The following is an 18,187-nucleotide window of genomic DNA, read 5'->3' on the forward strand; positions in this document are numbered from 1 at the left end:
CTTATGCTGGTAGATACATTCTGCTTTGAGGGTTTTGAAGAAGCTCTCCGCAACTGCATTGTCCCAGCAATTCCCTTTTCTGCTCATACTCCTTGTAATCAATGGGTTTTTCTCTAATAGGTTCCTGAATTCATGACAAGCGTACTGGATGCCCTGGTCGGAATGAAATATCAAATCCTGAGTTATCGGTCTATTTTTCTTTGCCATATTGAAGGCAGGAATTACCGTGTCGATAGCTTTCATTGTTGCGCTCAGAGCCCAGCCAATTACCTTTCTATCACCCAGATCTATTACAGTTGTCAGATACAGCCAGCCCTGTTTTGTTTTTATATAGGTGATATCTGATACCCATGTAGCCCCTAAGGTGCCGGGCTTGAATTCACGATCCAATTTATTCTCGGGTACAGCAAATTTATGGTTAGAATCTGTTGTTACCCTGAACTTCTTCTTGACTACACTTCTTAAACCGGCCTGTCTCATCATTCGGGCGACTCTGGGTCTGGATACTTTAATACCTTTTTTGTTTAACACACGGGTAATGCGGGGACTTCCATACAGCCTTTTACTGTCTGTAAAAGCCTCCTGTATCTGCTGTTCGATTATCTGGCTCTCTTTCAATCTCTTTGATGGAGTACTTCGTAGCCAGCCATAATAACCCGCTCTGCTTACTTTAAACACAAAACACATTTTCCCGATAGGAAATATCCTGCTGTTATTCTTTATGAACCTGAATATTTGCCATCGCTCCTGGAGAAAATGCTGACAGCCTTTTTTAAGATGTCGCGCTCCATCTGCGTTTCTCGCAGCTCTTTCTTCAACTCAGCCAGCTCTTGTTCTGCTGATGTCAATGAAACCTTCCCGTTACCCGGAAAGCTATTGTTTAGTTTGCCTGCATATTCCCTTCTCCAACGGTACAACAACGAGGGTGGAATGTCCAGCTCCTTAGCTAATCCAGACAAGTCTTTTCTGGTATTACTGAGTTCAACGCTCATCAGCTTGAACTCCTTGGGGTACGTTTTTCTTTCTCTGGACATATTTGTAAGTTATTAAAATTCTCTTAACTTACTGTCTGCTCAAATGTAGCAACTCCACTTTCAAAAACGTGAGTAAATGCAGCAGCCACCAAAATGGTTGTTAAAACAAACGATGCAAGTAGTTCCATCTTTCCCATCTTACGATTTACATTCTCGTTGCGCTGACTGACCATACTATAAAGAATAGCTGATAGTAATACAAATGAAGTCAACCCGACCCATCCTGTTTCGATTATGAATTGAAAATAATCGTTAAACGCGAACTGGGTGTTGTCCGCGACTAAAAGATCCTTAATCGAATAAGGGTGATTTTTAAAATAATCAATCTGATAATCTTTATAGACAACTTTGAAGTTACCAAGTCCGATTCCTTTATTTAAATGGTTTTCGAAAATATTCCACCCGATCTTATAAATCAAGATGCGTCCCATCGAAGAATCTTGTTTAAAACATACTGACAAAAAGATCGCTAGAGAAAGGATAAACATAGCCGATCTCATTATGGAAATTTTTCTTCTGGTTGTTCGTTGATATATAAACAATAATCCGATGGTAGACCCCAATATCAAAGCTCTGCTCTTTGCTATCACTTCGATGATAATTATTAGCGCACAAATTACGATAATATCGATGCCATTGGTCTGATTCTTCATCGCTGGTATTTTAGACAGTAAAATATCACAATATCTATGCTCATTATACACCAACTATAATGTACAGGAAAGAATTTAGTTTCTAAATAAAGCGTATTGATTATAAGAAAGGCGGTAATGATGTTCACATCATTACCGCCTCAGACTCTACTGTTTGTGGATATTCATCGCTAACCTACACCCCCAAATCCGCCATGATGGCATCAACTTTCGTGTCCAGTTCTTTGCTCGCTGCGTCATAAGCAGCCTTATCAGCCAGCTTGGTTTTTACACTGCAGTAGAACTTGATCTTCGGTTCAGTACCTGATGGTCTTGCTGAAATAATACTGCCATCTTCAGTAAAGAACTGCAGAACATCTGATTCCGGAAGCTCAATAGCTGATTTCACGCCGCTGTCGATGTCAGTCGATACGCGCAACTCATAATCTTTCAGCGTTGTCACCTTTGATCCGCCTAGTGTAGCAGGAGGATTGTTCCGGAAACGTTCCATCATAGCCTTGATCTCCTCGGCACCTGACTTACCTTTCTTCGTAACTGATACCAGTTTCTCTTTGTACAGACCATATTGCAGGTACATGTTCAATAAGGTATCATACAGGCTGCTTCCCTGATCTTTATAGTAAGCCGTCATTTCCGCGATAAAGGCTGCCGAAACAACCGCATCCTTGTCACGAACCAGGTCACCGATCAGATAGCCGTAGCTTTCCTCTCCACCACCAATGAATACCTTTTCATCTTTGAAACGGGTCATCAGCTCACCGATGTATTTAAATCCGGTCAGTGTGTTGTAGCACTCCACGTTCTTCGCCTTAGCGATCTCGTCGATCAGGTAAGATGTCACGATCGTTTTAACGATGTATTCCTTACCGGTGAAAAGACCTTTTTGCTCCCAGGCAGTAAGCAGGTAGTTGATCAGCAAGCTGCCGGTCTGGTTGCCGTTCAGCAGGATAAACTCGCCTTCATTGTTCTTCACGGCAATCCCGATACGGTCAGCATCCGGGTCCGTTGCCATGATCAGGTCTGCATCCACTTCCACACCTTTTTCAAGGGCAAGCGTCAGCGCTTCCTTTTCTTCCGGGTTAGGGTACACTACTGTAGGGAAGTTACCGTCCGGCTTAATTTGTTTCTCTACCAGGTTCACATTGGTAAAGCCAAATTTCTCAAGTGCCTGAGGTACCAGTGTAATTCCGGTTCCGTGGATAGGAGAGAAGACAATCTTGAGGTCCTTCTGACGGGCAATCGCCTCAGGGGAAACACTCAGCTTCGCGATCTTCTCCAGGTAAAGCTGGTCGATCTCTTCAGCGATCATCTCGATGTTTTCTTCTACACGCTCAAATTTTACCTCGTTAATGCTTTGAATAGCGAAAACTTCTTCGAGAACCTTTGCATCTTCCGGAGCAACAAACTGTCCGCCGTCTGCGCCATAAGCCTTGTATCCGTTATATTCTTTCGGGTTGTGAGAAGCTGTAACCATCACACCGCTTTTGCATCCCAGTTCGCGTATCGCGAAGGATAGCTCTGGAGTTGGACGCAGTTCTTTAAAGAAATAGACATAAATGCCATTGGCTGAAAACACTTCCGCTGTTACGCGTGCAAAGTAATCTGAGTTATTACGGCTGTCGTGTGCAATGGCTACCTTGATCTTTTCCGAAGGATATGTCTTCTTTAGGTAATTGGCCAGACCTTGCGTAGCCTTTCCAATGGTGTATTTGTTAATGCGGTTGGAGCCAGGGCCCATTGTCCCGCGGAGTCCACCGGTACCAAACTGCAGATCTTTATAAAAAGAGTCGGTCAGCTCAGTGAACGCTTTTTCGTCTAGTAGTTGTTGAATCTGTTGGCGGGTGTCAGCATCATAGCTTCCCTCAAGCCATTCATTAATTTTTTTTAGAACAGAAGGCTCTAATTCCTGCATAGTTAAAGATTTAAGTATTTTTCGTTTGCGACGTACTTTTTTTACAAGTATAACAACACAATGTAAATTTAACGCACTTGTTTTACAAAGAAAAAAAAGTTCAGTCAGAAACCGCAATAGTGGGTAGCGAATCGGGAAATTTAGCTGAAGCTGAACTTCAGCGTAGATAGATTGTCTAGCGAAGTGCGGATATCTTTCATGTGGCGGTCCAGCATACAACTGAGCTGTTTGTTCTCTGCTGTATGAGAGATGGTAGACTCATATTTTCGCAGTGTCACGTGCCCTTTTTGCATTCCCCAACGGAGCAGAGCCTGGGTATCGTGTTTATTGATCGTCTGCCGGAAAGCCTCCCAGGCCGCAGGATCGGGGCAATTGGCGAAATTGAACTCGCTTAGCTTGCAGTTGGCGCGAAGCAGGAAGGAACGAATGCCTACGATATGCTCGCCCCGCATCCATAAGTATTTTGCAAACGCTGATTTCAACGCAGGTACCCTGATCAGGTCAATCGCCTGATCGTAAAATCCAGTTTCATTTAAGCTATGGATTAAAAGGGGTCTTAAGTTGATGATCAGGTTGTCCTCCATATTCGGCAAATTAAGGTTTATCGGTTATCATAATTAACGACGCTGATAGGAAATTAGTTTATCGTCGCACGTAATTTTTATCTTACCCTCCTCTGTATACCGTTCGGCAGGCCGGATCTACCATCCAGGAGATCGGATCTTTATCTTAAATAATCCGCTAACTGCCTGAAATCCCGGATCTTTTCTGTCGTACCCGCATCATCAACCCGGTTCAGCTTATCATACAGCAGAACAGGAGTTCCCAGCACAATACCGGCCTCGATCTCCGAATCGGGATCATCGCCGATCACCAGTACTTCTTCCAGCTCATACTCATACCTTTTGATGATGCCGATAAACACATCTTTCTTGCTCAGCTTTGACGTAGCCGGATCCACAATATGAATCTCTTTAAAGTCGTCATCAAGATTCATCCCCTGTACTTTACTTTGCTGGAGCTTCATGAAGCCCGTGGTGACCAGGAATTTATCAATCGGAAGTTTCTTCAGCTCCGCATAGTCTTCAAAGGGTTCTATCTTCCCCTCAACCGTCAGGTCCTGCAGCAATTCGGTCGACTGTCTGATCAAGTCTTCGCTAAACTGATAATCCTCTGCAACGAGCTGAAAGGGCTTTCGCATGATATCTGCCTTAATCTGGTTCATGTCTCCGGAGAATTCCCCTGTTTTCTCAATGAGCTCGAAAAGGGGCTTAAATAGTTCGTCGCCAATAGATTGTACGGAATACAGGGTGTTGTCAAGGTCGAGGATCAGTGCTTTTTTTGTCATAATTTTTAATTTAGCGGTTCGCGGCCGGCCATTCATGATAATAGAACTACCTTTATCATGCAACAAAGATGCCGGCTGAATGTGTGTCCGGGATCTATGAAGACCCCAACAGCAGGCCCAATAATAATCTCAACAATATGAAAATAGCCATTATAGGAGCAACAGGTTTCGTCGGATCAGCTTTATTAAGCGAAGCATCGGCTCGCGGACACGAGATCGTAGCCATTGCGCGAAATACGGAGAAAATTCATCAATGGGGACAGGTTAGTGCCCGCCAGGTAGATGTGTTCGATGCCGAGGAGCTGGCCGCGGCAGTAGCAGGTTGCGATGTGGTGATCAGTGCCTTTAATGGGGGCTGGACCAATCCAGACCTGTATAACGTTTACCTTAATGGCGCGCAGTCGATCCAGAAGGGCGTGAAGGCAGCAGGAGTGAAGCGATTCATTGTGATCGGTGGTGCCGGTAGTCTCGAAGTCGCTCCCGGTGTTCAACTGGTTGATACTCCTGAGTTCCCCGCAGAGATCAAGGCAGGTGCGACAGCAGCACGGGATTATCTGAATATCCTTAAGGAAGAGCAGGAGCTCGACTGGAGCTTTGTCAGTCCCGCTATCGAAATGCATCCTGGCACCTCTGGCGTCCGCAAGAATCAGTATCGCGTAGGCAAAGACTCACCCGTAGTAGATGAGAATGGCCGCAGCGTACTATCTGTCGAAGATCTGGCTGTTGCCGTGATCAATGAAGCAGAAGAACCACAACATAGCCGCCAGCGCTTTACAGTAGCTTACTAAACGCTACTGCTTTAATGATGAACGGAGAGCAGCTATTTGTACTTGTTTTTCTGAGCACGGGTATGTTCCTGAGCGTTTACAGGAACAAGCTCACGGTAGAAGCTTCGCTGACGGGAGGCCTGACCGGATACTTAATTTTTACGGGAACAGGATATGCAGGACTCATCATGATGACTGCATTTTTTGTTTTCGGTGTTCTGGCAACGGGATGGAAGCAGCGCAGTAAAATAGAAGCAGGCTTGTCTGAATCCAATAAAGGTCGGAGACGTGCCTCGCAGGTTCTCGCCAATTCCGGAGTACCCGCGGCCTCTGCCTTACTGGCCCTGGTGATGCCCGACATGCAGCCCATCTGCCTGCTAATGGTCGCCGCCGCTTTCGCCTCCGCCACTTCAGATACCCTGTCTTCGGAGCTGGGCAATGTCTATGGAAGACGCTTCTATCATATCATCACATTTCAAAAAGATCGGAAAGGGGAGAATGGAGTCATCAGCATCGAAGGCTCTCTGGCGGGACTCGTAGGGGCGGCACTCATTGCACTGATCTACTCTACCTTCGCAGGATGGGGTTCCTGGTCATGGATCGTATTATTTGCCGGATTCGCAGGAAACCTCTTCGATTCAGTATTGGGTGCCGTCTTCGAACGGAAAAGCCTGATCGGCAACGACGCTGTAAATTTCCTTAGTACCTTGTTCGCCGCACTGACCGCGGCGCTTATTACGTTGTTTTAACTGCTATCTTATCGTTTTCACCGGAAGCTGTCTTATCGCTTTGACCGGAAAATAGCGGGCAAAAAAAAGCCCCTGCTATAATGAGTATAGCAAGGGCACCTAAACCTTATCACTTACTTTAACGGCGAAAACACATAAAGGTTTCAAGAAAGTAAAAATATTTTAATTTTTTTTTTCAGCCTCTATTTGTTGCCTTTTTTATCATAAAAAGGAGCTGTTGCTGCCAGGATAAGAAAGATAACGATAAAGGCGTATATAGTTAAGTTTTCATGTCCTCTGTTAGAACCTGCTGTATTGCTTAGATCACTGTCCACTACATTGACTGCCAGTGAACTATATGCTGAAGAGGCGATTAACAAGAACGTGTAAAGTACTTTTTTTAGTAGAGATTTCATGAGTTTGCTTTGTTTGAATGCCCAAATGTATTAAATATCCTTTTCAGACGGTATTTATTTTTATTATAATGCTGTTGATTACCAGCTAACAATACAGGAAGCCAATTGTTGTCAATTCAGAACAAGATTCAAAGATGAAGATACTCGTAACAGGAGCAAATGGTTATATCGGTACGCGGCTGCTGCCTGTCCTCCTCGAAGACGGACATGATGTGGTCTGCATGGTCCGCGATAAGCGGCGTTTTATCAAAAAAATCGAGTATCCTGAAAAGATCACGATCATCGAGGCCGATCTGGTGTCGGGGAAAGGTCTTGACCAGATCCCTGCGGATATCGGGGCCGCTTATTACCTGGTCCATTCCATGAGCTCTCCGAAGGGCGACTTCTCCGATACGGAAAAAACCACCGCACAGAACTTTGTAGATGCCCTTACCAAAAGCAGTTCCTGCAGACAGATCATCTATCTGACCGGAATTGCAAATGACAGCAAGCTGTCGAAGCATCTTTCATCGCGACTGGCCGTGGAGGACGTTCTGAAGCAGAGCGGCATTCCCTGCACCATCCTCCGGGCTGCGATTATTATCGGCTCAGGAAGTGCCTCCTTTGAAATTATCCGCGACCTGGTCGAGAAACTGCCCGTCATGGTTGCGCCGAGATGGGTGAGGACCCGCTGCCAGCCTATTGGTATCCGGGATGTGCTGCGCTATCTGAAGGGCGTGCTGGCGCAGGAAGGTGCCTATGACCAGACCTTCGATATTGGCGGTCCCGATATTCTCACTTATCAGGAGATGTTGCTTGGCTACGCGGAGTCCCGCCATCTGAAACGTTACATCATCAATGTACCGCTGCTTACGCCGAAACTCTCGTCCTACTGGTTGAACTTCGTCACTTCCGTACCTTTTTCCCTGGCCAGCTCGCTGGTAGAAAGCATGAAGAATGAAGTGATCTGCCGAAATGACGATATAAAAAAGGTGGTTCCGGGCGACTGTTTCAGCTATCGCGAATCTCTGAACATGGCTTTCGAGAAGATCGAACAGCACTCCATCGTCAGCAGCTGGAAGGATGCGCTTAACAGAGGGTACCTCCAGACTGACTTTATGGACCAGATCAAAGTGCCTCAAAACGGTACAGTAAGTTCGCAGGTGAAGATATCTTTCGATAGAAATGCAGATGATGTGCTGGAAAATATCTGGGGAATCGGTGGCAACCGTGGCTGGTATTATCTGAACTTCCTTTGGAGGCTGAGAGGTTTCGCTGACAAGGTAGTGGGCGGTGTGGGGATGAGGAGGGGCAGGCGCAACCAGAATTCCCTGATTGCAGGTGATGCGCTCGACTTCTGGCGGGTGCTGCTGGCGGACCGGGAAAAAAAGCGGCTGCTGCTTTATGCTGAGATGAAGCTGCCCGGTGAGGCCTGGCTGGAGTTCTGCATTGATGACTCTGACAAGTCGGGCAAGACCCTGATCCAGACGGCCACGTTTCGTCCCCGGGGTGTATGGGGCAGACTATACTGGTATGCCATGTGGCCCTTCCATCTCTTTATATTCAAGGGAATGGCCACACAGCTTACACAATATGGAGTCCAACGCCAGCTTCCGGCTCACGGCGTTTAAGATTTTTTGAGCGGTTCCTGTTGTTTTGCAGGTTCAGTACCTACTTCCACAAGTTCTTCCTCATGCTCCTCGGCAGCTGTCGATGTCGCGTAGTTCAGTTTTCTGAATCGCCAGATGGCGAATGCCGGTTCCTGGTATTTGTTGATGAGCCTGAAAAATTTGGGTAGGTTGTAGATCTCTTCCAGAAGGACTCCTGTGACAATACCGTTATTGTCGAGGATCTCCCGAATGGTATATTCCTTATCTTTAGTGACCCAAATTTCGAAATCGCGACTGATCTCTTCCTTTTTGTCGGCGTCGATCAGCGCATTAATGCAAATTACTTTATCCCCTGGTTTCATGTAGCCCTTTTTGAAAAACTATACAAACTTAGTCAAAAATGGTTTGGAATGCGACCCTGCGACCCTGCTGTTACACTTAACATATAACAATGGTTTGTCAGCGCTTCTATACTACCACTGAACACAAAGAGTGTTGCTTCTGTTATAAGTTCGAATGTGAGAGTTCAGAAAGCAGACAAATGCTAAAGCGGAGATCACCACCCGTGCAACAAAGAAGGCCAGGGAAAGAAGCTCAGAAATGGTATCGTGGTAACCCAGGAGATCAGAAAAAAGCTATTATTCAAAAAGTTCGAAGGTATCACAGGATTATGAGTGAGAGGAAATTTAAAGTAAGTTTGTAGTCCATGAAGGTTCTGCCCACCTTACTTAAACCTTTTCTCAGGCTCTTTCCGTTCAGGAGTGTATACCATTGTTCATTCCACACGGAGCTTAAAGTGCTGAGTAGCTTAGTGATCGTCCATCTGGTGACGATTGTGGCAGATCTTCCGGTGCCTGTTGCGCTGTTATACGGTCCGGTATTGTACCGTATGTACCGCAGTGTAACGGAAGACAAGCGTCTTGAGGCGCGTGATTATCATTTACACCAGCTTCCTTTTTATGTGCTGCTGGCCCTCGGGCAGGTTGACCAGGAGCTTTATCATGTGTTTTACTTACCGGCAATGCCAGTTAGCCTTCTGGCTTACACGGCGGGTATCCTGCGGGTGAGAAGGCGGGTGTTACTGCAGGTTTATACCGATGAAGTGCATCTAATACAGCTTCTGGTGCTGATCTCTCTGGCCGTTTCTGTTCCCCTGCTGATGTTTGCGAGCAGGCTGTATATGAAGCTGGACTGGGGCTTCAGCGTACAGCAACTTAGTGTGTATATTTTGATCCTGAGTGTCCTGATCATGGGCGGATTCCTGGCTGTCAAACGCCGGCAGGCTAAGGAGCAGAAGTCAGAATCAGAGGACATAGATTCCGGCGCGGAAAGCGCTGAAGAGAATAGTTTGAAGTTGACAGCGATGCTCAGGCAGCGAAAATTATATCTGGATCCGATGATCTCCCTGGAAAAGTTCGCGGTAGAAGCCGGCGTTTCCAGGCACAAGTGCAGCAAACAGCTTCAGATGGAAAGCGGCAAGAGCTTTTATCAGCTCATAGCCGAATACAGAATTGATCACGCCAGGAACTTGCTGAAACAGGATGTACATAACGAACTAACGATTGAAGGTATAGCCGAAGCCTGCGGTTTCAACTCAAAAGCATCTTTTAACCGGTATTTCAAGGACATGTGCGGATGTACGCCATCAGAATACCGCAGGCAGTTTAGCAAGGTATTGGATGTTTAGCTATAAAGGATGATGGAAAGTGTGCTACCTTATATAATCAGATGGTGTCTGTTGGCGAACGTGGTCGCGGGGCTTATCGTAATCTATATCGCTTCAAGAGTACGAAATAGCATCTTGCACGAAAAGTTTCTCACGGGAGGTGTAGGCCTGATCGTTATACACTGCCTGCATGCACTGCTTGTTGCAGCATTCTTTTATGACAGGCCGTACCTGGACTGGGGGGCACCCTATGGTTTGGGATACGGGCCACTTCTGTATTTCGCCCTTCGTAGCTCGCTCGCTGATCACCGGTTGGTTGCAAGGGATTATATCCTTCACGCCGCGCCTTTCATTATCTATTATATTCTTTATATCGTCTGGCTGTGCTTTCCTTCATCTGGAGATTTGATGTATCTCATCATCAGGAATAGCCTTTTCAAAGCCATCATTCTCTCTTTCTTCTGTTATGGGCTCTACGCCTTCTATCTGTACAGAAGCGGATCGCTGAAGCTGAAGCACTCCCTGAATCTGCTCACGTCGGCGGGGCTCGTGCTTCTCATCGTGGGATTTCTAATGATCTCAGTCGACTCTTCCTCTCCAAGGAGTCATGCTTCATTCTATATTCCCCGTTTAATGATGTATGGGATGATGACAATAGTGGTCTTCGTGGTCCTCGATCACAAAGTCCGTTTGCTCAGCCATCCTGAAGCAGATCCGTACCAACAGGAACAGGTTGCTGCCCTGGAGACCCGCTCTTATGCAAAGTCGGGAGTGCCCGCGCAGACCCTGGCACTTTATGAAGAACGAGTGATGCAGGCTGTCGAAGGAGAACGTCTCTTTCTGGACCCGGCGCTCAATCTGGAAAGACTTTCCGAAGTGACGAAAATTTCCAGACATCACCTTTCGCAGATCTTCAGTTTAAACATGGGCAAGAGCTTTACAGACTATATCAATCAACTTCGCATCGAACATGCATGCAAGGAGCTGAGACTGCGAAACGACGTGTCTATTGAGCAGCTTGGATATGAGTGCGGCTTTAATTCAAAAGTGTCTTTTTACCGGAATTTTAAATTGTATACCGGTTCGACGCCCTCGCAGTATCTCGCTGATGTGAATGCGTCTGAGAGCTAAAAACTGCGTTTTGGACCTCTAGACGGCATTTTCATATTATTGGGAAGTACATCATTCTCATAAAATGGTACTTTTTTGTGCAATGGGAAACGTTCCTTTGCACAAAAAAAATCTTAAACGAAGTACTCTATTTTTATGGAAAAACATCATGGACAGATCATAGAACGGATAGTAAGACGAACCAATATGTCATTAAGTGAACTATCAAAACATATGGGCGTGAACAGGAGATCTGTATATAACTGGTTCAATCTTCCAAAGATCAAGCCTGAAATCCTGCACCGTTTAGGACACGTCATCGAACATGACTTCTCACAGGAATTTCCAGAGTGCTTTTGCAGTGACGACTTCAAAAAAGGTTCCGGGCGGGTAGCCCCATCCAGTGATGGAGATGTTTCGGTACACCTGTCAGACGAAGAATTCTGGAAAGATAAGTACATCCGTTTGTTAGAAAAGGTCAACGAGTCTATGGTCGCCCAAAGTAGTGTGAACGCCTGAGGGGATCACGCTGTTTCGCCCGTGCTCCTCTGAAGGAAAGGCCACCTGTCTTTTTTGAATTCGAATAATTCCGACAAATTTCCTGGCAGAACATGTTGTTTTTATCACGAAGTTTGTAGTACATGAGGGTTCTGCACACAGCCGACTGGCATCTTGGTAAAAAATTAGAGCAATGCGAAAGGACAGAAGAACATCAGTTTTTTCTGGACTGGCTCATTGATGAGTTAACCAATAACTGCATTGATGTATTGATCATTGCAGGTGATATCTTTGATACAGGTAATCCATCTAATATCGCTCTTGAACAATACTATAAGTTTCTTTGGAGGTTGAAGGGGACCTGTTGCCGGGAGGTGATCATCATCGGGGGGAACCATGATTCGATCAGTACGTTAAACGCCCCCAGGGAGCTGCTGAAGTACTTCAACATCCATGTCGTTGGCGGAGTTCCTGAAGACATCCACCAGCAGATCATTCCGGTGCAGAACGCGAATTCAGAAGTAGGGCTGGTGGTATGTGCTATTCCTTTTTTGCGGGACCGGGATGTCCGTCTTTCAGTAGCCGGAGAAACCGCGCAGGAACGGGAGTCAAGAATTAAGGAGGGTATTTGTGCCCATTACAATAAGTTTAAACCGGCGATTGCATCATTCAAGGAGCAGGGTATCCCGGTTATCGCAACGGGACACCTCTTCGCTGCGGGCTCCAGTACTTCTGATAGTGAGAAGGAGATCCATGTAGGGAACCTGGGGCAAATCTGCGGAGATCAGTTTCCCGAAGAATTTAACTATGTAGCACTGGGGCATATTCATCGCCCGCAGATCGTTAATAAAATGAGTCATGTACGTTATTCCGGCTCACCTATTCCTTTAAGTTTTTCAGAGACCGATGATGATAAGCAGGTGCTGATCCTGGACTTTGCGGATGGCGTGCTGAAAGAGGTCACAGAGCTGAAAGTGCCTTGTTGCCGCAAGCTGATCCGGGTGAAGGGTACGCTCGACGAGATCCGGATGAAGCTGTCCGTCATGGAAGATAAGGGCATGAGGATGCCGGCCTGGGTAGAGCTTCAGATCGAAACCGACCGGTTCATTCACGATCTGGACGAGCAGCTCGAAAAGTTGAAAGAAGGTAAGCCTTTTATTGAGCGCTTTTTCCCGCGACAGACGCGGGTCAGGAAGAGCGTGAGCCTGGACGAGCAGAACGTATTGGAGGCTGCACTTCATGAACTGGAGCCCCGCTCGGTATTCGAGAAGCGGTGTGAGTCGGAATTTCCCGGGGAAGATCATGCCGATCTGCTGCAGATGTTTGATGAAGTTCTGGAGAAAATGGCTCAGAGGGAAAACCAACCATGAAGATATTAAGCGTACGTTTTTTGAATCTGAATTCGCTGAAAGGAGAACATCAGATTCGTTTTGATCAGAGTCCTTTTACTGAGAGCGGTTTATTTGCCATTACAGGGCCTACAGGAGCCGGTAAGACCACCATCCTGGATGCTATTACCATCGCGTTGTATGGACGTGTCCACCGGCATGACCGGGATGTTTCCGAGAGCATGACGCGGCATACATCCGAATCATTCTCGGAGGTAGAATTTGAGATCCAGGGAAAGTCATACCGGGCGAAGTGGTCACAGCGTCGTGCACATGGAAAGGTCGACGGCGCTTTGCAAACGCAGAAGATGGAACTGGTAGATCTGGAAAACTCGGCGATCATCGTCAATCATCCGCTAACAGAAGTGCAGCAGGCCATCGTATCCACATGCGGTTTGGACTACAGTCAGTTCCTGAGGTCGGTGATGTTGTCGCAGGGCGACTTCACGCAGTTCCTGAAATCCAAAGAAAACGAACGGTCCGAGTTGCTGGAAAAGATTACGGATACGGCAGTGTACTCAGAGATCTCGAGGTATGTGCACGAGCGTACCCGTCAGGAAAAAGACAAGCTGGAGCGTTTGAACGATCAATTGAATAATGTGGATATCCTTTCTGATGAGGAGGTGTCGCAGTTCAATATCCGCTTGCAGGATCTGAGTGTTGCAGAAAAGGGGTTGCGGGATCATGTTAGAGATATCCAGGACAAGATCAGCTGGTTATCGAATATAGATAAACTACAAGTTGAACATGCTAGTTTGCAGCAGCAGCTTGCTCAGCAGCAGGAACGACTGCTTCGTCACGAAGAAGAATTCAGGAAGCTAGCCAGGCATAACCAGGCCATGACCTACGGTGCAGAGCTCCAGGAGATCCGGAATTACGAGCGGCGGGTGGAAGAGCTGGCGCAGCATATCGAGGACCAGGAAGAGAAACTGCCGGCCCTACAGGAGAGGAGTCGGCTGGCCGGGGAAGCTTTCGAGCGAGGCAAAAAGCTGCTGGTGCAGAAGGATCAGGACTTGCAGGAGAAAGAGCCGCTGTTTGAAAAAGTAATTGAGAAGGACCTGCAGCTGGAAGGTTTCCGCAAGGAGGAGGAAAGGGCGCGGAGCTGGGTGCAAAGCGCATTGAAAGACCTCGACCAGCACATTGCTGAGCGGGATCGTCTGGCTCAGGAACTCGACTTGCGGGGAAATGAGATAGCAGGTTTGAACCAGGTGCTCGCAGGACAGCCGAAAGAGAGCGAGCTGGGGGCGGCGATCCTCAGGATGGAGCAGTATCAGCGAGATATGGATCGCGTGCAAGCTTCGGTGCGGGAGAAGAAAGCGGAGCAAGCAACGGTTCTTGCTCATCAAGGGGAACTGGAGAAGGCCCTGCTTGTGATTGAGGAAGAGTTGAGGCGGGCGACAGGCGGCTTATCCGGACAGGAGGCAGCACTTGCAGCCCTTCGTGGAAGACTGGAGCACGAGTTCCAGGGAAAGACGCTCGAATCGCTCGAAGAAGCAGTATCGAAGCTTCCGGCATTAGTTGGTATTTGCCAGGAGCAGCTGCGCCTGGCAAACGATTCTGCCCAGGGCCGGGATCTGCTGAATAAACTGAACGGAGAGCTGATCCTTAGTCGCGATGCTATCCGGGACGGGGAAGCGAAGCTGGTGCGTCAAACAGAGGAGAAAAACAAGGCTGAGAAGATCCTGGAAGATTACAGAAGACTGGTTGATATCCAGATCAGAATACAGAAATACGACGCAGACCGGGGGCAACTTCAGGAAGATCAGGAATGTCCCCTTTGCGGTTCGAAAGAGCACCCTTATGTAGAAAAACACTATCACTCCGAACTGTCGGCTGCTGAAGCGAAGCGGAACGCACATGAAGCGGTTCTGCAGCAGCTTTCGAAAGACGTACAGCAAGCGGCGGTTGAACTGGGGACGTGGAAGGAGAAGCAGGCCGGTCAACTGAGACAGATCGCTGAGCTAAAAGAGCGCCTTTCCACGATGGAGGCAGACTTCGGCAGGAACAATGAACAGCTGCCCGCTGCTCTTCTGATGGAAAAGCCCGCGGTTATTGAAGCCATTATCAAAAAGAAACAAGGCGAGCTTTCGGCCCTCCAGACACAGGTGCAGGCCCTGCGCATCTTGCAGAAGGACATCAGCGCCATGGAGCTGAGCCTGAACCAGCTGAAGAGTGCGGTAGAGCAGTCGGGAATCAAGAAAGACGCATTACTTACACAAAAGGTGGCAGCTGCGGAAAGCCTGGAGAAAATACAAGAGGCGCTTCGTAAGCAGGCGACCGAGGCAGAAGGCTTGCAGGCGGAGGCACGGGGCGTTTTGGAGGCCCTCCATATCCTGGAGCCCCTGGAAAATATCTCTGCAGGCCTGCAAGCGAGGTTGCAGTTATGCAGACAGTCGAACGAGAAGTTACAGGCCGCTATCCAGCGTCAGCAGCAGCTGCAAGCAGAAACGCAAAGCCTGGAGAGGGGAATTACCGAAAAGCAGTCCGTTTTGCTGCAACGCGAGAAGGAACTGAAGCAGGCGGAGCTGCGTTTGCAGGAAGGAAGCAACGAGCGTAGAGAGCTCTTCGGGGAGAAAGACCCAGTTTGGGAGCGTGAACAGCTTCGCACCGCGTTGAAGCAGCTCCGGGAGCGCCAGGAGGGGCAACAGGAATTGCGGACGCAGTTGTTGAACGAACTATCCGCACTGGAAGCTTCCCTGAAAAAGGACCGGCAGGAGATGGAAAAGCAGAGGGGAGAGCTGGGCCGCTTGTCGGCGTTGCTGCTGGCAAAACTGCAGGGTCAGGGTATTGCCGGCATCGCGGAACTACGCTCATACCTCCTTGATGCGGATGTGGCCGAGCGGCTTTCAACATTGGAGGCGGAGATCAATATGGCTATAGCCAATTCTACGCTGCTGCTGACGAATCTGCACCGGGATCTGTTAGCCGAACGCTCCCGTGCGCTTACGGAACTGGCAGCAGAAGAGCTTCAGGGACAATTAAAAAGGGCCGACGATTCAGTTACGGATCTTAACCAGCAGATTGGTGGCATACGGATGCGGCTCCAGTCTGATTTCGATACAAAAGTGCGCTTCAGGGAGATAGCCGCACAAAAGTCACTTCAGCAGAGCGAGCTAATGAGATGGCAGAAGATTTCGGCCCTTATCGGCTCGGAGAACGGCAAGAAGTTCAGCAACTTCGCTCAGGGACTTACGCTGGCAAGACTGACCGAGCTGGCGAACCTGCACCTGCGGAAGCTCACGGACCGGTACCGCATACTGAAGAGTCCGTCGAAAGACCTGGAGATCCAGATCATCGATGCTTACCAGGCCGATGTGGTCAGGCCGATGACGACGCTGTCGGGCGGAGAGAGCTTCCTGGTAAGTCTGGCTTTAGCGTTGGGCTTGTCAGATCTGGCCAGCCGGAAGACGCAGATCAATTCCTTGTTCATTGATGAGGGTTTCGGAACGCTGGATGCAGATACGCTGGATGTAGCTATTTCGGCCCTGGAGAACCTCCAGGCGAATGGGAAGACCATCGGGATTATTTCGCATGTGGAGGCGCTAAAGGAGCGGATAGGCACACAGATCCAGGTGAGCAAGCAGCCGGGAGGGGTGAGTAAGATCAGGGTGATGAGTTATGGGGAGGTAGTAGGGTAGGGTAGGGAAATGTTCTAAACGGTTACGGACGTACTTTCATCAATACATCACTTCAATTTTAGAAGTAATCTTATCTACAATAGCACCTGTGTGAGCATTGATCAACAGTTTGGTTAAATTTCTGGTGCCTTCTCCTGGTTCTAGTTGTTCAAATACCCATACAATGCAATCTGATTTTCTGTAATAGCATGAATTTACCTTCGTATACTTATCATAAAAGTTATTTGCTGTTGCAATTTTCTTTGCTTCATCCATCGTCATTATTTTAGCTTTGCTAGCATTGTGCTTTATATCCGGTAGCTCAACTATCCCCAATAAGGTACCTTTTTGATTAAGATTCAGGACGAAACTATAGGGGCTGGAACGTTTTAGGCTGTCCCACACCATAAAGCATAAAGAGTAGATTGGAGGAACTGATTTCCAGGATCTGGCACTTGGATTAACAGCATATAGCCTTTCGATATCAATTACTTGTCCCCCATTAAGTACTAGTTTTTTATAGAAATCGTCTCCCACTCGTGCTGATAAGTATGTTTTGACTTTAAGTTGGATAGAAAGGGGTAATTCGTTTATCGAATATGGCTCTTTAGGTTGGTAGCCAAAATACATTCTTGTGCCGCAAGCATACGGCATTGAATAATCCACCGGTGTAAGTTTAACAACAGGTTGGGAATTTTTTATTCCAGTGATATCAAACATACCGGCTTGCACGGAATTTTCCCATCGGTTGACAATTTCTACTTGATAGGTAGCCGTGGAATCATAGTTATTAGTCGAGAAGGTAACGATACCGAGAGAATCTGAACGGACAAAATTTACCCATTGATCTTTATTTTTTAATATAGTTACCCACTTTTTAGCCAACGGTTTACCAGTTTCGGTACTGATTAAAGAGAACTTAAATGTCCGTTGCGCTATAGCTGCGAACGGCAAGATAAAGAAGATGGAAAAAATGAAGGTCTTCATATTAGATTGCTTAATGCCAAGTTTAAGCAATAATTGCATCTTTACTAATTTTTCTAAGCGAGTAATCGTTAGGGTAAATACGTGTTCGTCATTCCTCAATAGACCTGGTGTAAGTAGAATTTAGAGAACCCCTTAGTCAGCATCTCAAACTTCACCGTTTATGGTAAAGTAAGTTACACGTTGGATTGGATATGGCACTTACAACATTTGGATGACACAGTGCTGGTTTCACATCCACTACGCTAGCGTTTAGTTTCATTACATTTTTGCTGAGTATATCCATCGGAAAAGAATATGACCCAGCTTTTGACGGTGTAGTCTATTTTAATCAGCTGCAAGATCTTCCAGAGCAGGCGCTTGGTACACGCCATATCGAGCCGGATTACTTCCCGGATAAGTCCGACCGTGGCAGCAGAAAGTGGGACTTCATACTGCCTGTTGTCTCAAGGTACAGGTGCTTATGGAGAGGGTATC

At 47.3% G+C, this 18,187-nt stretch carries 17 protein-coding genes; 8 read left to right on the forward strand and 9 right to left on the reverse strand.

What is annotated here, in order from left to right; translation table 11 throughout:
- From ACO1NU_RS13835 to ACO1NU_RS13860, 6 genes are all read right to left on the reverse strand, one after another.
- The coding region (locus tag ACO1NU_RS13835) for an IS3 family transposase (RefSeq protein WP_448819369.1) at positions 1–735 on the reverse strand (735 nt) is incomplete at its 3' end.
- Positions 720–1,034, reverse strand: coding sequence for a transposase (locus ACO1NU_RS13840; protein WP_448819084.1), 315 nt, complete (start codon positions 1,032–1,034; stop codon positions 720–722). The genes ACO1NU_RS13835 and ACO1NU_RS13840, both read right to left, overlap by 16 nt.
- A 23-nt stretch (positions 1,035–1,057) precedes the next feature.
- A complete protein-coding gene (locus ACO1NU_RS13845) occupies positions 1,058–1,687 on the reverse strand; it encodes an O-antigen ligase family protein (protein ID WP_448819085.1) in 630 nt (209 codons plus the stop codon).
- A gap of 175 nt (positions 1,688–1,862) precedes the next feature.
- Entirely contained in the window at positions 1,863–3,599 is a 1,737-nt protein-coding gene (locus tag ACO1NU_RS13850; RefSeq protein ID WP_448819086.1) for a phospho-sugar mutase, read from the reverse strand.
- Positions 3,600–3,739: 140 nt separating this feature from the next.
- The gene (locus ACO1NU_RS13855; protein ID WP_448819087.1) at positions 3,740–4,183 is read right to left on the reverse strand and encodes a hypothetical protein; all 444 of its coding nucleotides are present in this window, start codon (positions 4,181–4,183) and stop codon (positions 3,740–3,742) included.
- A gap of 140 nt (positions 4,184–4,323) precedes the next feature.
- Entirely contained in the window at positions 4,324–4,947 is a 624-nt protein-coding gene (locus ACO1NU_RS13860; RefSeq protein ID WP_448819088.1) for an HAD family hydrolase, read from the reverse strand.
- A gap of 137 nt (positions 4,948–5,084) precedes the next feature.
- Between ACO1NU_RS13860 and ACO1NU_RS13865 the strand changes: the two genes are divergently transcribed.
- Positions 5,085–5,735 (forward strand): NAD(P)-dependent oxidoreductase, encoded by a 651-nt coding sequence (locus ACO1NU_RS13865; protein WP_448819089.1) that lies wholly within the window; start codon positions 5,085–5,087, stop codon positions 5,733–5,735.
- A gap of 14 nt (positions 5,736–5,749) precedes the next feature.
- Positions 5,750–6,463: a DUF92 domain-containing protein gene (locus tag ACO1NU_RS13870; protein ID WP_448819090.1), complete on the forward strand. Its 714-nt coding sequence runs from the start codon at positions 5,750–5,752 to the stop codon at positions 6,461–6,463.
- Positions 6,464–6,645: 182 nt separating this feature from the next.
- On the opposite strand, the gene ACO1NU_RS13875 is transcribed toward ACO1NU_RS13870, so the two are convergent.
- Complete coding sequence (locus ACO1NU_RS13875; protein ID WP_448819091.1) at positions 6,646–6,858, reverse strand: hypothetical protein; 213 nt, start codon at positions 6,856–6,858, stop codon at positions 6,646–6,648.
- A 134-nt stretch (positions 6,859–6,992) separates the two neighbouring features.
- On the opposite strand from ACO1NU_RS13875, the gene ACO1NU_RS13880 reads away from it, so the two are divergent.
- The gene (locus ACO1NU_RS13880) at positions 6,993–8,468 is read left to right on the forward strand and encodes an SDR family oxidoreductase (RefSeq protein WP_448819092.1); all 1,476 of its coding nucleotides are present in this window, start codon (positions 6,993–6,995) and stop codon (positions 8,466–8,468) included.
- Here ACO1NU_RS13880 and ACO1NU_RS13885 read toward each other — a convergent pair.
- Entirely contained in the window at positions 8,465–8,809 is a 345-nt protein-coding gene (locus ACO1NU_RS13885) for a hypothetical protein (RefSeq protein ID WP_448819093.1), read from the reverse strand. The two genes, ACO1NU_RS13880 and ACO1NU_RS13885, sit on opposite strands and share 4 nt — an antisense overlap.
- 344 nt (positions 8,810–9,153) lie before the next feature.
- Here ACO1NU_RS13885 and ACO1NU_RS13890 point away from each other — a divergent pair, with 344 nt between their 5' ends.
- The 5 genes from ACO1NU_RS13890 to ACO1NU_RS13910 all read left to right on the forward strand — a co-directional run bounded on the left by ACO1NU_RS13890 (position 9,154) and on the right by ACO1NU_RS13910 (position 16,747).
- Positions 9,154–10,134: a helix-turn-helix domain-containing protein gene (locus ACO1NU_RS13890; protein ID WP_448819094.1), complete on the forward strand. Its 981-nt coding sequence runs from the start codon at positions 9,154–9,156 to the stop codon at positions 10,132–10,134.
- 9 nt (positions 10,135–10,143) lie between these two features.
- Positions 10,144–11,244 (forward strand): helix-turn-helix domain-containing protein, encoded by a 1,101-nt coding sequence (locus ACO1NU_RS13895; RefSeq protein ID WP_448819095.1) that lies wholly within the window; start codon positions 10,144–10,146, stop codon positions 11,242–11,244.
- A gap of 135 nt (positions 11,245–11,379) precedes the next feature.
- Entirely contained in the window at positions 11,380–11,742 is a 363-nt protein-coding gene (locus ACO1NU_RS13900; RefSeq protein ID WP_448819096.1) for a hypothetical protein, read from the forward strand.
- Positions 11,743–11,864: 122 nt separating this feature from the next.
- Positions 11,865–13,091, forward strand: a complete 1,227-nt coding sequence (locus ACO1NU_RS13905; protein WP_448819097.1) for an exonuclease SbcCD subunit D C-terminal domain-containing protein — start codon at positions 11,865–11,867, stop codon at positions 13,089–13,091.
- A complete protein-coding gene (locus ACO1NU_RS13910; protein ID WP_448819098.1) occupies positions 13,088–16,747 on the forward strand; it encodes an AAA family ATPase in 3,660 nt (1,219 codons plus the stop codon). Before ACO1NU_RS13905 ends, ACO1NU_RS13910 begins: the two co-directional genes overlap by 4 nt.
- Before the next feature lie 39 nt (positions 16,748–16,786).
- Here ACO1NU_RS13910 and ACO1NU_RS13915 read toward each other — a convergent pair whose 3' ends face one another.
- Positions 16,787–17,713 (reverse strand): hypothetical protein, encoded by a 927-nt coding sequence (locus ACO1NU_RS13915; protein ID WP_448819099.1) that lies wholly within the window; start codon positions 17,711–17,713, stop codon positions 16,787–16,789.
- Between the last annotated feature and the right edge of the window lie 474 nt (positions 17,714–18,187).

It is taken from the genome of Arcticibacter sp., assembly GCF_053551015.1.

Bases quoted from the DNA above. Each gene is read 5' to 3' on its own strand.
- ACO1NU_RS13910 (WP_448819098.1), top strand. From the start codon at position 13,088: ATGAAGATATTAAGCGTACGTTTTTTGAATCTGAATTCGCTGAAAGGA.
- ACO1NU_RS13840 (WP_448819084.1), bottom strand. From the start codon at position 1,034: ATGTCCAGAGAAAGAAAAACGTACCCCAAGGAGTTCAAGCTGATGAGC.
- ACO1NU_RS13890 (WP_448819094.1), top strand. From the start codon at position 9,154: ATGAAGGTTCTGCCCACCTTACTTAAACCTTTTCTCAGGCTCTTTCCG.
- ACO1NU_RS13880 (WP_448819092.1), top strand. From the start codon at position 6,993: ATGAAGATACTCGTAACAGGAGCAAATGGTTATATCGGTACGCGGCTG.
- ACO1NU_RS13915 (WP_448819099.1), bottom strand. From the start codon at position 17,713: ATGAAGACCTTCATTTTTTCCATCTTCTTTATCTTGCCGTTCGCAGCT.
- ACO1NU_RS13905 (WP_448819097.1), top strand. From the start codon at position 11,865: ATGAGGGTTCTGCACACAGCCGACTGGCATCTTGGTAAAAAATTAGAG.
- ACO1NU_RS13875 (WP_448819091.1), bottom strand. From the start codon at position 6,858: ATGAAATCTCTACTAAAAAAAGTACTTTACACGTTCTTGTTAATCGCC.
- ACO1NU_RS13865 (WP_448819089.1), top strand. From the start codon at position 5,085: ATGAAAATAGCCATTATAGGAGCAACAGGTTTCGTCGGATCAGCTTTA.
- ACO1NU_RS13855 (WP_448819087.1), bottom strand. From the start codon at position 4,183: ATGGAGGACAACCTGATCATCAACTTAAGACCCCTTTTAATCCATAGC.
- ACO1NU_RS13885 (WP_448819093.1), bottom strand. From the start codon at position 8,809: ATGAAACCAGGGGATAAAGTAATTTGCATTAATGCGCTGATCGACGCC.
- ACO1NU_RS13850 (WP_448819086.1), bottom strand. From the start codon at position 3,599: ATGCAGGAATTAGAGCCTTCTGTTCTAAAAAAAATTAATGAATGGCTT.
- ACO1NU_RS13900 (WP_448819096.1), top strand. From the start codon at position 11,380: ATGGAAAAACATCATGGACAGATCATAGAACGGATAGTAAGACGAACC.
- ACO1NU_RS13860 (WP_448819088.1), bottom strand. From the start codon at position 4,947: ATGACAAAAAAAGCACTGATCCTCGACCTTGACAACACCCTGTATTCC.
- ACO1NU_RS13895 (WP_448819095.1), top strand. From the start codon at position 10,144: ATGATGGAAAGTGTGCTACCTTATATAATCAGATGGTGTCTGTTGGCG.
- ACO1NU_RS13870 (WP_448819090.1), top strand. From the start codon at position 5,750: ATGATGAACGGAGAGCAGCTATTTGTACTTGTTTTTCTGAGCACGGGT.
- ACO1NU_RS13845 (WP_448819085.1), bottom strand. From the start codon at position 1,687: ATGAAGAATCAGACCAATGGCATCGATATTATCGTAATTTGTGCGCTA.